This is a genomic window from Metabacillus sp. KJ11-3 (assembly GCF_055808295.1).
Genome location: NZ_CM147865.1, coordinates 2565333 through 2580793 on the forward strand (window position 1 = coordinate 2565333; position 15461 = coordinate 2580793).

11 protein-coding genes, 1 pseudogene and 1 other annotated feature are annotated in these 15461 nt (G+C 37.1%); all 12 genes and pseudogenes read right to left on the reverse strand.

All coding sequences use genetic code 11. The annotated features are described in order from the left end of the window. Position 1 precedes the first annotated feature (1 nt). The 12 genes and pseudogenes from AC0L8O_RS13055 to AC0L8O_RS13110 all read right to left on the reverse strand — a co-directional run bounded on the left by AC0L8O_RS13055 (position 2) and on the right by AC0L8O_RS13110 (position 15457). Entirely contained in the window at positions 2-778 is a 777-nt protein-coding gene (locus AC0L8O_RS13055; protein ID WP_473448872.1) for a dihydroorotate dehydrogenase electron transfer subunit, read from the reverse strand. Beyond that, positions 778-3990: a carbamoyl-phosphate synthase large subunit gene (carB, locus tag AC0L8O_RS13060; protein WP_264143875.1), complete on the reverse strand. Its 3213-nt coding sequence runs from the start codon at positions 3988-3990 to the stop codon at positions 778-780. The genes AC0L8O_RS13055 and carB overlap by 1 nt, the downstream gene beginning before the upstream one ends. Then, on the reverse strand, positions 3990-5081 hold the full coding sequence (locus AC0L8O_RS13065) for a carbamoyl phosphate synthase small subunit (protein ID WP_264143874.1): 1092 nt from the start codon (positions 5079-5081) through the stop codon (positions 3990-3992). Before AC0L8O_RS13065 ends, carB begins: the two co-directional genes overlap by 1 nt. Beyond that, positions 5078-6364: a dihydroorotase gene (locus tag AC0L8O_RS13070; protein WP_473448526.1), complete on the reverse strand. Its 1287-nt coding sequence runs from the start codon at positions 6362-6364 to the stop codon at positions 5078-5080. Before AC0L8O_RS13070 ends, AC0L8O_RS13065 begins: the two co-directional genes overlap by 4 nt. Next, positions 6348-7265, reverse strand: a complete 918-nt coding sequence (locus tag AC0L8O_RS13075) for an aspartate carbamoyltransferase catalytic subunit (protein WP_078434409.1) — start codon at positions 7263-7265, stop codon at positions 6348-6350. Before AC0L8O_RS13075 ends, AC0L8O_RS13070 begins: the two co-directional genes overlap by 17 nt. 171 nt (positions 7266-7436) lie before the next feature. After that, on the reverse strand, positions 7437-8717 hold the full coding sequence (locus tag AC0L8O_RS13080) for a solute carrier family 23 protein (protein ID WP_473448530.1): 1281 nt from the start codon (positions 8715-8717) through the stop codon (positions 7437-7439). A 184-nt stretch (positions 8718-8901) separates the two neighbouring features. Next, complete coding sequence (gene pyrR / locus AC0L8O_RS13085; protein WP_473448873.1) at positions 8902-9447, reverse strand: bifunctional pyr operon transcriptional regulator/uracil phosphoribosyltransferase PyrR; 546 nt, start codon at positions 9445-9447, stop codon at positions 8902-8904. A gap of 195 nt (positions 9448-9642) precedes the next feature. Then, on the reverse strand, positions 9643-10557 hold the full coding sequence (locus AC0L8O_RS13090) for an RluA family pseudouridine synthase (RefSeq protein ID WP_078434412.1): 915 nt from the start codon (positions 10555-10557) through the stop codon (positions 9643-9645). Next, positions 10557-11021: a signal peptidase II gene (gene lspA, locus AC0L8O_RS13095; protein WP_264143870.1), complete on the reverse strand. Its 465-nt coding sequence runs from the start codon at positions 11019-11021 to the stop codon at positions 10557-10559. The genes AC0L8O_RS13090 and lspA overlap by 1 nt, the downstream gene beginning before the upstream one ends. A gap of 155 nt (positions 11022-11176) precedes the next feature. Further along, positions 11177-11496 (reverse strand): annotated as a pseudogene (locus tag AC0L8O_RS13100) (TraR/DksA family transcriptional regulator). Positions 11497-11781: 285 nt separating this feature from the next. Beyond that, complete coding sequence (gene ileS / locus AC0L8O_RS13105; protein WP_473448533.1) at positions 11782-14544, reverse strand: isoleucine--tRNA ligase; 2763 nt, start codon at positions 14542-14544, stop codon at positions 11782-11784. Between the two features lie 105 nt (positions 14545-14649). Next, positions 14650-14878: a binding site (T-box leader), on the reverse strand. 72 nt (positions 14879-14950) lie between these two features. Then, complete coding sequence (locus AC0L8O_RS13110) at positions 14951-15457, reverse strand: DivIVA domain-containing protein (protein ID WP_078434415.1); 507 nt, start codon at positions 15455-15457, stop codon at positions 14951-14953. Positions 15458-15461: the final 4 nt, after the last annotated feature.

A 15461-nucleotide genomic window follows, 5' to 3' on the forward strand; every position in this document is an offset into this window, starting at 1 on the left:
GTTATAAAACCACCTCTCCAGCTTTAAACACAGGTCCATCACTACAAACTTTTTTGTAGCTGGTTCCAGTTGGATCATCACCCGTGTGACATACACATGCGAAACAAGCTCCAACGCCACAACCCATTCTTTCTTCTAGTGAAAGAAATAGTGGTTTATGACCATGAAGTTTTTCTAATGCTCTTAACATTGGAGTTGGCCCGCATGAAAACATTGTATCGAACTGCATGTCGTGATCTTTGATTGCATCTGTTACAAAGCCTTTATACCCAAAAGAACCATCATCAGTTGTGACAATTGTTTTTCCAAGGTTGGAGAGCTCTCCCTCTAAAAATACAGCATTTTCAGATTGGAAACCTAGTACATGTTGCACTTTTACACCTTTTGCTACTAATTGTCTTGAAAGCTCAAGCAATGGTGGTACACCAATTCCGCCTCCAACTAATAAAGCTGTCTGACCGCTCTCAACCTGCTCAATCGGAAATCCATTCCCTAAAGGTCCTAAAACATCCACTACATTTTCTACGACCTTTTGAGAAAGGAGCTGAGTGCCAGCCCCTTCTGCTCTATAGATCATAGTAAATTGTTTTTTCTCTTTATTGATTTCAGAAATACTAATTGGTCTTCTTAAAAGAGGTGTTGTTCCTTCTGATACCTTTAAGTGTACAAACTGACCAGGATTACCCATTTCTGAAACTAATTCACCTTGCAGTGTTAGCTGAAAAATATGTTCCGCTATTTTTTCATGCTTTGTCACGACCATGAGTTCTTTTTTTATCACGTTAAGCTCACCTCTAGTTGCTTCTTGATCTTAGGCATTGTATCTGTTGAGAATGTCATAGATTCTAATACTCGTAAAATGGCTACAGCTGTATCTAATGAAGTTAAGCAAGGAATACCATTTTCTACAGATTCACGGCGAATTTTAAATCCATCTCTGGCAGGTTGCTTTCCTTTTGTTAATGTATTAATGACAAATTGCGCCTCACCTTTGCGAATAACATCAAGTAAATTCGGTTCATCTGCACCAATCTTATTGACTACTTTCGCTGGGATATTATAGGTTCTTAAATAATCAGCAGTTCCACTTGTCGCAAGGATTTGATATCCGATTTGATGGAACCTTCTTGCAATCTCCAAACCTTCTTCTTTATCTTTATCCGCAACTGTTAATAACACAGATCCATGATTCTTAATTTGAATTCCAGATGCAACTAGTGCTTTATAAAGAGCTTTTTCAAGAGTTACATCTTTACCCATTACCTCTCCGGTTGATTTCATTTCAGGTCCTAATGTGATATCAACTCTGCGTAATTTCGCAAATGAGAAGACAGGAGCTTTTACATAAACACCTTCACTCTCAGGATGTAGGCCTGTATCATACCCAAGTTCTGTTAATTTCGCACCAAGAATGACTTTTGTTGCTAAGTTTGCCATTGGCACTCCTGTAATCTTGCTTAGGAATGGAACAGTTCGGCTTGAACGAGGGTTTACTTCAAGGACATAAACTTCACCTTTTGAGAGTACAAATTGGATATTTAACAACCCAACAATATTTAAGCCTTTTGCAAGCTTGATTGTGTAATCAATAATGCTGTTTTTGATTTCCTCAGATAAAGATTGTGGAGGATACACAGCGATCGAATCTCCAGAGTGAACACCAGCGCGTTCAATATGTTCCATAATTCCAGGAATAAGAACTGTTTCTCCATCGGAAATTGCATCAACTTCAATTTCTTTACCTGTTAAATATTTATCGATCAAAACAGGGTGCTGCGGGTTAATTTTCACTGCATTGTTCATGTAGTGTAAAAGCTCAGCCTCCTGGTATACGATTTCCATCGCACGTCCACCGAGTACATATGATGGTCTTACTAATACCGGATAGCCAATGCTGTTGGCAATCTTAACAGCTTGTTCTACTGATGTTGCTGTTTTTCCAAGTGGCTGTGGTACACCTAGTGTTGCTAAAGTGTGCTCAAATTTATCCCGATCCTCAGCACGATCTAAATCCTCAAGAGATGTTCCAAGGATTTTCACGCCTCTAGCTTCTAACTCATCAGCAAGATTTATAGCTGTTTGCCCACCGAATTGGACAACTACACCCTTTGGTTTTTCTAAATCGATAATATGCATAACATCTTCGATTGTTAATGGTTCAAAATAAAGCTTATCTGAAATACTGAAATCTGTTGAAACTGTTTCCGGGTTGTTATTTACAATAATAGCTTCATATCCAGCTTCTTTTATCGCCCAAACAGAGTGTACTGTAGCATAATCAAACTCCACACCTTGGCCAATTCGAATTGGACCTGATCCAAGAACAACGACACTTTCACGCTCAGTAACAAGAGATTCGTTCTCATCCTCATAAGATCCGTAGAAGTAAGGTGTTGCCGATTCGAATTCCGCAGCACATGTATCAACCATTTTATAAACCGGGATAATATCCGCTTGTTTTCTTAACTCGTAAACTTCGCGATCATTTGTATTCCATAGCTTAGCAATCTCAGAATCTGCAAAGCCCATTTCTTTAGCTTTTTGTAATGTTGTTAATTCATAAGGATTTTCTTTAAGTTTCTGTTCAAACGAAATGATTTTTTCAATTTTCATTAAGAAGAATAAGTCAATTTTACTCCATTCATGAATCGTTTCTTTACTTACACCTCTTCTTAATGCTTCACCGATGTAAAATAATCTCTCATCTCCAGCTTTACGAATACGTTTTTCAATGAGCTCATCCGTAAGTTGATCTGAATCGTTTAATCGTAGATAATCTACATCTGATTCTAAAGAGCGAACTGCTTTTAACAGTGATTCTTCAAGAGTACGTCCTATAGCCATTACTTCACCAGTTGCTTTCATTTGAGTACCTAAGCGACGGTTTGCAGACTCAAACTTATCAAATGGCCAACGAGGGATTTTAGAAACAATGTAGTCTAATGCAGGCTCAAAACATGCATATGTTCTACCTGTAACTGGGTTTTTCATTTCATCTAGAGTTAAACCGACAGCAATTTTTGCAGCAAGTTTAGCAATTGGGTAACCAGTTGCTTTAGAAGCTAACGCTGATGATCTACTTACACGAGGATTAACCTCAATAATGTAGTAGTTAAAGCTATCCGGATCTAGTGCTAGCTGAACATTACATCCACCCTCAATTTTTAAAGCACGGATAATTTTTAATGATACATTACGTAGCATTTGATATTCGCGATCGCTTAACGTTTGACTTGGTGCAAAAACGATTGAGTCACCAGTATGAACTCCAACTGGATCAAAGTTTTCCATGTTACATACAACGATGGCATGGTCATTTGAATCACGCATTACTTCATACTCAATTTCTTTAAAGCCTGCAATACTCTTTTCAAGAAGACACTGTGTTACAGGACTGTTTTTTAACCCGCTCGTCACGATTTCTACAAGCTCTTCGTCGTTTTCGCAAATGCCTCCACCAGTTCCGCCCAATGTATAAGCTGGTCTTACAATGACTGGGTAACCAATTTGTTTAACGAACGCAAATGCCTCATCTAAATTATGGATAATTTCACTCTCAGGTACCGGCTCATTTAGCTCATTCATTAATTGTCTAAATAAATCACGATCCTCCGCCTGCTTAATCGCTGATAGTTTTGTTCCTAAGATTTCTACACCACACTCTTCAAGTACACCAGATTCAGCAAGTTCAACTGCCATGTTAAGACCTGTTTGACCACCTAATGTTGGAACAAGTGCATCCGGGCGCTCTTTACGAATAATATTGCTTAAAAACTCTACCGTAAGGGGCTCAATATATACTTTATCTGCAATTTCTGTATCCGTCATAATTGTTGCCGGGTTTGAGTTGACAAGAACAACTTCATATCCCTCTTCTTTTAGTGCGATACACGCTTGTGTTCCAGCGTAGTCAAACTCTGCTGCTTGACCGATGACGATCGGACCTGAACCGATAACAAGAATTTTATTGATGTCTGTACGTTTTGGCATTATAGAACCCCTTCTTTCTTCTTATTAGCTTCAATCATCAGATTTAAAAATTGATCAAATAATCCGTTCGCATCTTCAGGGCCTGGTGAAGCCTCTGGGTGGTATTGCACAGTAAATGCAGGTGCTTGTTTATGTTTTAGACCTTCAACTGTTCCGTCATTTAAAGCAACATGTGTTACTTCTAATCCTGTATCCTTAATTGAATCTTCCTTAACTGTATATCCATGATTTTGTGCAGTAATATCTACTTTGCCAGTACTTAATTCTTTTACCGGATGGTTAGATCCACGGTGACCGAATTTCATTTTTTCTGAATCCGCTCCACATGCTAAAGCAAATAATTGGTGACCTAAACAAATTCCGAATAATGGAACTTTCCCTAAAATACCTTTAATCATTTCAATTGCTTCAGGTACATCCTTTGGATCTCCAGGACCGTTTGAAAGCATAATTCCATCTGGGTTAAGTTGTAATACTTCCTCTGCTGTTACATTATGAGGAACAACAACGACGTCACAGTTACGTTTATTTAATTCTCTTAAAATTCCGTGCTTCATCCCGAAATCAACTAAGACTACACGATGTCCTCTACCTGGGCTTGGATAGGCAGTTTTTGTTGAAACCACTTGAACTTGATTAGTAGGAAGTTCTGCTCCCTTTAGTCTGCTAATAACTTCTTCCGGATTTGCATCTGCAGAAACGATCGCACCTTTTAATGTACCGTGCATACGAATGATTCTTGTTAACTTACGAGTATCAACTCCGGCAATTCCCGGGATATTTTTCATTTTAAAGTACTCGTCGATTGTGTATTCACTTCTCCAGTTTGAAGGAAAATCACAAAATTCTTTTACAACAAACCCATTGATAAATGGCGTAATTGTTTCAAAATCATCTCTATTAATCCCATAGTTTCCAATTAACGGATATGTTAGTGTAACAATTTGACCACAGTATGATGGATCTGAAAGAATCTCTTGATAACCTGTCATACCTGTATTAAATACGACTTCTCCGAAATTTTCTTTATCACTTCCAAATGCTTCACCTAAAAATACTGTTCCATCTTCTAAGATTAGTTGTCTTTTCATACTGTGATGCCTCCCTTTTCCCATACAATGTTTCCATCTACGATTGTTAATGTTGGCCACCCTTTACAATTCCAGCCTGTGAATGGTGTGTTCTTTCCTTTTGATAAAAATTCACTTGGGTCAATTGCTGCTTCTGTTTCTAAATCTACCACTGTAATATCAGCTGTTTCTCCAACATTAAGTACTCCTCCAGTTAAACCAAATGCTTTTGCAGGCTCAATTGTTAAGAAATCAACTAGTTGTTTTAGTGTGAATTTCTTTGTTAACACGAAGTGTGTATATAGTAACGGAAATGCTGTTTCTAATCCGACAATTCCAAACGGTGCTAACTGCATACCTTCTGCTTTTTCTTCTGCTGCGTGTGGTGCATGATCTGTTGCGATGAAATCAATTGTTCCATCTAATAGACCTTCAATTAAAGCTTCTTGATCTGCTTTTCCTCTTAGAGGAGGGTTCATTTTAAAGTTCGGATCAAGTCCTGGTATATCATCTTCACATAATAATAAATGATGTGGTGTTACTTCAGCTGTTACATTTATGCCAGCACGTTTTGCATCTCTTACAACCCGTACAGATTCTTTTGTACTGATATGGCACACATGATAGTGACAGCCTGCAGCTTCCGCAAGAAGAATATCCCTTGCGATATGTACAGACTCACATACAGAAGGAATTCCATTAATACCATGTTTTTTAGAAAATTCACCTTCATGTACTGACCCTTTATTAATTAACGTATTTTCCTCACAGTGTGCAACAATCGATGCACCGATTGAAGCTGCTAGTTTCATTGCTTCAAGCATTTTTCCGGCGGATTGTACCCCTACACCATCATCAGTAAAGGCAAATGCCCCTGCTTCTTTTATACTTTTAAAGTTTGTTAATTCTTCACCAAGCTGTCTCGTTGTGATTGATGCGTAAGGTAAGACTTTAACAACAGCAGTTTCTTTAATACGATTTTGTAACCACTCCATCTGCTCCTTTGTATCAGGAACAGGACGGGTATTTGGCATTGGTGCGATTGTAGTAAATCCGCCTCTAGCAGCACTTCGTGTACCTGTAGCAATTGTTTCTTTGTGTTCACCGCCCGGCTCTCTTAAATGGACGTGCAGGTCGATAAAACCAGCTGAAATGAATTGCCCGTCAACTGAAATGATTTCACAACCATCTGTTGAGAGTTTTTCTCCAATTTCAATAATCTTACCGTCTTCCACCTTTACATCAGACTTTTTCAACTCACCAAGCTCATCTAAAATTAACCCATTTTTAAGAACAAATAACATGTTTCATTACCTCCTGATTTTGCTCAATTTGTTGTAAAGCTCTCTTTAAAACTGCCATTCTAGCGAAAACACCATTTTCCATCTGTTTAAAGATTCTTGATCGCTCACATTCTATCAAATCTCCATCAATTTCAACTCCACGATTGACAGGTGCCGGGTGCATGATAATCGCATGCTTCTTCATAAGTTTTTCTCTTTCTTTTGTTAATCCAAATTCATACAAGTAATCTTTTGCTTGATCTTTTTCTTCATGTCTTTCATGCTGAATTCTTAGAAGCATCACAACATCTGATTCTTGGATTGCAGTATGAACATCGACATATTCACCATAGGTGTTTGTTGAATCTTGCCATTTACTTGGGCCGGAGAAAAGCACCTTTGCTCCCAATCTTGTCAAAACTTCTGCATTAGATCTTGCAACACGGCTATGTCTTATATCGCCATGTATTGATACTGTCAAACCTTCAAAATGACCAAATTCTTGCTTTATTGTAAGTAGATCTAACAATGATTGGGTTGGATGATGACCACAACCGTCTCCTGCATTTATAATTGGAATTGATACTTTGTCAATCAAATTCTCAAAAAAGTGATCTTGCTGATGTCTAATTACCACGGCATTTGCACCAATGGATTCTAGAGTTTTTACAGTATCATACAAGGTTTCACCTTTTTGAACACTTGAATGCTCTGCTGTAAAATTCAATACTTGAAGTCCTAATTTCTTTTCAGCTACTTCAAAACTGAATCTTGTTCGAGTACTTGGCTCAAAAAATAAGTTTGAGACAAAAACTGTATCTGACGGCCTCCAACCATTCCCTAATTTATATTGTTCTGCATCGTTTAAGATTGAGTGAATTTCCTCATTCGTAAGCTGGTTCATCGTTAATACGTTTGACATGCCCAACCACTCCTATAATCTTATTTATTTTTTAATTTCTTATAGAAAAAACACCCTGATTTTTTTCAGGGTGTTTGAAGGTAGAGCAAATGAAGGTATGGTATACCTTTGTTTGCCTTACACCCTTTTAAGCCTCTCTGGACTATTCTTTAAAAGATCTAAGTCATTCTCTTATGCTGTTTCTTTATTTACTGTTTCATCTTTATCAGCTGGCAGGACTAAGTTCAATACGATTCCAATAAGGGCTGCTAATGCCATACCATGCAAGTCTAAATTACCTATTTTCAAAGTTGCTTCACCAATTCCTATGACTAAAATCACAGAAGCAATAATGAGATTTCTTTTGTTTCCCAGATCTAATTTGCTGTCAATCATCATTCGTAATCCTGAAGAAGCGATAATCCCGAATAATAGGATTGATACACCACCCATAACTGGTGAAGGGATTGAACTGATTAGCGCTGAAATTTTCCCTATAAATCCGAAGATGATTGCTAGTACTGCAGCACCCGCTATAACAAAGATGCTATAAACTCTTGTAATGGCTAATACTCCGATGTTTTCCCCGTATGTTGTGTTTGGAGGACCGCCAATTAGTGACGCGATCATTGTTGCTACACCATCACCTAATAATGAACGATGTAAGCCTGGCTTTTCAATATAATCTCTACCTACAACCTTACCTAAAACTAACTGATGACCGATATGCTCTGATATTGTTACAACAACAACAGGGACCATCAACAGGACAATGTCCAGTGTTATTGATGGTGTATAATCAACAAATGGAAGAACAAAGTTCGGCACTTGGAACCATTTTGCTTCAATAACACTTGTATAATCAATGATGCCAATTGCTAGAGAATAGATATAACCTCCAACAATTCCGATTAACACTGGTATTAGGTTGAAAAAACCTTTAAGAAAAATTGAACATAAGATGGTAATTAATAATGTGACTAATGCGGCTGAGAAATATTTTAAGCTATATTCACCAGCAGTATCATTTGTTGCCATTCCAACTGCTGTACCAGCTAAGCCTAATCCGATAACGATAATAACAGGGCCGACAACTACCGGAGGGAGGATTTTCATAATCCATTTATGTCCGGTTCCTTTAATAAGCAAGGCGATTATTCCATAAACTAAACCCGCTAAGAAGCTCCCAACCATTGCTGCCCCTATACCTGCAGATGCTTTTGCAACAATAATTGGTGTTATAAATGCAAACGATGATCCAAGATATGCAGGTACTTGGCCTTTAGTAATTAATAAAAAGGCGATTGTGCCAAGTCCGCTTGAAATTAAAGCTACTGCCGGGTCTAATTCAACTAGAAACGGTACAAGGATTGTCGCACCAAACATTGCAAATAAATGTTGAAAACTAAGTGCAAGCCATGTTACTGGTTTTGGCGTATCTTTTACGTCTAAAACGATTTGATCTTCTTTCATGTATTAAACCTCCGATGTTATTTCAATCTTTGTTAGCATGTATGTTTGAAAGAAATGTTTGACATTAAACAAAAAACCTCTTTGCTATTAGGGCAAAGAGGTACAAAAAGATAAGCAGTCTTATGTTGACTACATCTTTATGTCCCCTTTGCTGCCTCTCTGGACAAATCTTTAAAGGGTATACTTATTCATTTTCATGTATTGTAACCAGATCTTGCTGATCAGCTTCTTTTAATTCGACAACGATTTTTTCAGAACTTGATGTTGGAATGTTCTTCCCTACATAATCTGCACGAATTGGCAATTCACGATGCCCTCTATCTACTAACACAGCTAGTTGAATATTTGCAGGTCTGCCAATGTCCACAAGTGCATCCATAGCTGCTCTTACTGTTCTGCCTGTATATAAAACATCGTCAACTAAGATGACTTTTTGGTTTGTTACATCAACCGGTATATTAGATCCCTTTACCAGCGGTTCTTGATCATCTGTTTTTTTTGACAGATCATCTCGGTAAAGAGTGATATCTAATTCGCCAATGGCAATCTTATTACCCTCTATCTGCTCGATTCGTTCTGCAAGTCTATTTGCAAGGTAAATGCCTCTTGTTTTAATACCTACTAAGATGCTATCTTCAATCCCCTTATTTCTCTCGATAATTTCGTGAGCAATTCTAGTTAACGCTCTGCGGATTGCTTGTTCGTCTAATAAAACTGCTTTTTGAGACATCATCATTCTCCTTTCGTTTTTAACCTCTGAAAACGAAAAACCCTCCCACCGTATACAGTGAGAGGGTCAACGAAGACATAATCATCCTAAGTCAAAAGACTTTGATGTCTTATCCGTTTTCCTTCTCAGCCTCACGGGACTGTGTTAAAGGTTCTTCTTAAGTTATTTACATTATGACAAACATGTAGAAATGTGTCAACGATTATTTTTAATCTGTTCCAAAACATTTAAAAACTCTGCTGGTAAGGGCGCTTCAAACTCAAGGTATTCCTTTGTTCTCGGATGTTCAAAACCAAGGATTCCTGCATGAAGCGCCTGTCCATCAATCGGCAGTGTCTTTTTAGGTCCATATTTCGGATCACCTACAAGTGGATATCCGATGTATTTCATATGAACACGAATTTGATGAGTTCTTCCTGTTTCAAGTTGACACTCAACAAATGTATATTGTTCAAATCGGTCTATTACATGAAAATGAGTGACCGCTTCTTTACTGCTAACATTGGTAACTGTCATACTTTGACGGTCAACTTTATCACGGCCAATCGGGGCATTAATTGTTCCATGATCATGCTGGATGTTTCCGTGTACAAGTGCTTTATATCGCCGGGTAACTGTTTTATCTACAAGTTGTTGCACTAGGGATTCATGTGCCATATCATTTTTTGCTACCATAAGTAATCCGGATGTGTCTTTATCAATTCTATGGACAATGCCAGGTCTTAAGACACCATTAATTCCTGATAGATCTTTGCAATGGGCCATTAAACCATTCACTAGCGTACCACTCATATGACCCGGCGCAGGATGAACAACCATTCCTTTCGGTTTATTGACAACTAACACATCCTGATCCTCATAATAGATATCCAAATCCATTTCTTCTGCAACAACATCTAGTGCTTCTGGTTCTGGAATTTCGACTACAATGTTATCATCCACTTGGCATTTGTAGTTCGTTTTTATTAATCGGTCATTTACTTTAACTAATCCGTCTTTAATCCAAAGCTGTACTTGAGTTCTAGACCATTCATTATTTACTGTTGATAAAAACTTATCAATACGTTCATTTTTATACTCTTCACTTACTTGTATTTCAACGATGTTCATTAAGCTTGCTCCTTCTTTTTCCCTTCAAAAAACAACATATGGATAAATAATAATCCAACTCCAATACATAAAGCAGAATCGGCTATATTAAAAATTGGGAAGTCATATGAAAAGATATATGTATTTATAAAATCGACAACTTCTTTGCGAAATAAACGGTCAATGAAATTACCAATTGCTCCACCCAGCATAAATCCTAACGCAACACCCATGACCTTATTTTCCTTCGTATGTTTTTGGATATAATAGATTAACCCCACAATGACGACCGCTGTGATCATGTAGAAAAACCACATTTGTCCTTGAAGTATCCCCCAGGCTGCTCCCCGGTTACGATGGGATGTGATATAAAAGAAATTTTCAATAACAGGAATATGATCACCAATTTCCATATTCTTCACAATCAACCATTTTGTTAGTTGGTCAATAATGATAATTAAACCGGCAATTATGTAATAATACACATTCTCCCCAACTTTCTATGTTCTATTTGTACAAGGTTTATCCTTATGAATTGTACCATAATAAAAAAGAAAGCTAAAGAAGTAGTAAAATGATCTTCTTTTTTGCAATAAAAAGCCCAAATTACTTACCATCAAAAAGTAATTTGAGCTTTCAATTAAAAATCGCTGCCTGTGATATATGTTCCTTCATGAGTATAGTCGTGTTGGGGAAGGGATTTTCTTTCAAATAGTTCCTGGAAAAAGAAATCATATTTTGTTCTGGCTGTTGGGAGTATCCTTAATTTTTCAAAAGGTATTTCTTCACCGGTTTCTTCACAATACCCGTAAAGTCCTTTATCAATTTTCATTAAGGCACGTTCTACATCTTGAAGTTCCTCTTTTATATGATGCATGTATGACTTTTACCTTGATGATCGTCACAAGTCATTTCAAACAAACTGTGATCAAATAAACGGGCTCGCAGTTCTTCTTTCATCACTTGTAATTCATAGCAAATACCAGAAAATTTATTCAAGATGGACAACTCCTTATCCTTCTCATGATGTTAATATAGTTTTGCCCGAAAGTATCTTGACTCACCCTGATAAGAATTTTCCTGTGCATGTAAAGGCTGTTAACTTTGATTTTCGGCCAACTCATTGTTTAGATATGTATTTCTTACCCTGCTTTCATTTACTCCAAACACTTTTGTAAAAAAATGGGCGTGTACTTCGTTATTACGATAAAAGCCATATCCTAAAATGGACATGGCTTTTTAGCATTAATAATGTTCTTTAACAATTGACGCACATCGTGTACATAATGTTGGGTGATCTTCAACTTGACCAACTTCAGGAGTTACGATCCAGCAACGTTCACATGTTTCACCTTCAGCTTGTGAAATAACGATTTTAACAGTATCAAACGTTTGTGCATGTTCGGGAGCCACAGCATATTCTCCTGCAATTTCAAACCCGGAAACAATAAATAATTGTTTTAAATCTTCTTCTACAGAATCCAGTAATGCTTTTGCATCTGCATTTGGATATAGAGAAATGCTTGCTGTTAACGATTTTCCAATAACTTTTTCATTACGTGCTACTTCTAATGCTTTTAACACATCATCACGTAGGGACATAAATGAATCCCATTTCTTTTCTAGTTCATCTGCTTGTTCATACTCTTTTACCTCAGGCATATCAACAAGTTGAACACTCACTTCTTTAACAGAGTCAATTTGTTCCCAAACTTCATCAGCTGTATGTGGAAGAATTGGTGTTACTAATTTAACTAGTGAAAGTAATGTTTCATAAAGCACCGTTTGAATAGCACGACGCTCTTGATTTTCTTTTGATTCAATATATAGTACGTCTTTTGCAAAATCCAGGTAGAATGAGCTTAATTCAATTGTACAGAAATTGTGAACTGCATGATAAATTGCTGCAAACTCATATTGATCATAAGCTTCTCTAACTCGTTTCGTTAGCTTATTAAGCTTTACAAGCATGTAACGGTCAACATCACGTAAATTTTCCAAGCTTACTGAATCTGTAGTTGGATTAAAATCACTTAAGTTTCCTAATAAGAAACGGAATGTGTTACGAATTTTTCTGTATACTTCAGCAACTTGTTTAAGAATTGCATCTGAAACACGTACATCTGCCTGATAATCAACAGAAGCTACCCATAAACGAAGAATATCTCCACCAAGTTGGTTCATAACTTTAGCAGGAACTACTGTATTACCTAATGATTTACTCATTTTCCGCCCTTCTCCATCAAGTGCAAAACCGTGACTTAGAACACCTTTGTATGGCGCTATTCCAGTAACAGCTACAGCAGTTGATAAAGATGAGTTAAACCAACCTCGATATTGATCAGAACCTTCTAAATATAAATCAGCAGGTCTTTGGAGATCTTCTCTTTCAAATAATACAGCTTGGTGTGATGAACCTGAATCAAACCAAACATCCATAATATCATTTTCTTTTGTAAATTTACCGTTCGGGCTGCCTTCATGTATAAATCCTTCTGGTAAAAGATCTTTTGCTTCACGCTCAAACCAAATATTAGATCCATTGTCTCTGAACAAGTTGGACACATGCTCAATCGTTTCATCTGTAATAATTGGTTCACCATTTTCAGCGTAAAATACAGGGATCGGTACACCCCAAGCACGTTGACGGGAAATACACCAATCTCCACGATCACGAACCATATTATAAAGACGCGTCTCTCCCCATGCAGGCACCCATTTTGTTTCATTTACAGCTTTCAATAGATCATCACGGAAATCTTTAATAGAAGCAAACCACTGTGCTGTTGCACGGAAAATAGTTGGCTTTTTCGTTCTCCAATCATGTGGATAAGAGTGTGTAATAAATTGAAGCTTTAATAATGCTCCAACTTCTTGAAGCTTTTCTGTGATTGGTTTATTTGCTTCATCATAGAATAGTCCTTCAAAGCCCGGTGCATCCTTTGTCATATATCCTTTTTCATCCACAGGACATAAAACATCCAAGTTATATTGTTGACCTACAACAAAGTCATCTTCACCGTGACCAGGTGCCGTATGAACACAACCAGTTCCACCTTCACTTGTTACATGCTCTCCAAGCATTACTAATGAATCACGATCGTAAATTGGGTGTTTGGCTACAACACGATCAAGTTGGGATCCTTTTACAGTTTGATCAACTTTATAATCTTCCCAACCAATTGTTGAAGCAACAGATTCTACTAATTCTGATGCAACTAGATATTTTTCACCATCTACTGTAATGACACTATATTCTAGTTCAGGGTGAACTGAAATCCCTAAATTAGCTGGCATTGTCCATGGTGTTGTCGTCCAAATCACAATTTTCACATCATTTGAAAGAACACCTTTACCATCTTTCACTGGAAATGCTACATAAATTGATGGTGAGCGTTTGTCTGCATATTCAATCTCTGCTTCAGCAAGTGCTGATTCACTTGATGGAGACCAATATACTGGTTTTAACCCTTTATAGATATAACCTTTTTTCGCCATTTCACCAAACACTTTAATTTGTTGTGCTTCATATTCCGGTTTAAGTGTCACATAAGGGTTTTCCCAATCACCACGAACACCAAGTCGCTTAAATTGCTCACGTTGACCATTGATTTGCTCCCATGCATACTCTTCACAAAGCTTGCGGAACTCAGCTACAGACATTTCTTTTCTTTTAACTTTTTTGTTTTTTGTTAAGGCTGTTTCAATCGGTAAACCATGTGTATCCCAACCAGGTACATAAGGAGCACAATATCCACTCATAGATTTAAAGCGTACAATAAAGTCTTTTAAGATTTTGTTTAAAGCATGCCCCATATGAATGTCACCATTGGCATATGGAGGGCCATCATGTAAAACGAAAAGAGGACGATCTTTTGTTCGTTCCTGTACCATTTCATAAATCTTCATGTCTTCCCATTTTTCTTGGATTAATGGCTCTCTTTTAGGCAAATTCCCTCTCATCGGAAAATCTGTCTTTGGCATCAAAAGGGTATCTTTGTAATCCATGTAGTATTCCTCCAAATTCTTTCATCTTAATTTAGCTATTTTCTGCTTTCTATCTCATAAGATTAATTCCAACCTCATGAAAACACAAAAAACCTTCTCATCCCTACAAGGGACGAGAAGGTTATCTCGCGGTACCACCCTATTAGATTAAATATAATATTTAATCCACTCCATCATTCGTAACGTGAATGTATCGCCATAGCTTACTTATTAGATATGTTCAGCATGGAACTCCAGGGTGATCTTCATCTTTTACCTTATTTCGAGCTTCCACCATCCCCGATTCGCTTAAATAAGGTTGCTAAAAGACTACTGTCCCTTTCACCGTTTAACTTTTGTGTTATAAGTTTTTCAAAAAATATCTACGTTTCCGTATTATATGCGATAAAAAAACAAAAAGTCAAGTTTAGCTTTTTGTTTCCTCTGCTTCACCAAAAACAGGTTCAACTTCATACTCTAATAAATGATCCCAATCGTCATTTTTAAGAAGGTCAAGTTGAGCTTCAATCAACATTTGGAACCGAGTTCTAAATACTTTAGATTGCTTTTTAAGTTCTTCAATCTCCATCGCGATTTTTCGTGATTTTGATAATGATTCATTAATAATACGGTCAGCATTTTTCTCAGCTTCTTTAATGATAAGCTTTGATTCTTTTTGAGCGTTTCGCTTCACTTCTTCTGCTGCTTCTTGAGCGATCACAATTGATTTATTCAATGTCTCTTCAATATTGGTAAAGTGACCTAATTTTTCATTTAATTCTGTTACACGAGACTCAAGTTCTTTCTTTTCGCGGATAATCATCTCGTAATCTTTTATGACTTGATCTAAAAACTCATTTACTTCATCCTCATCATATCCACGAAACCCTTTATTAAATTCCTTATTATGGATGTCTAAAGGTGTTAAAGGCATGGAT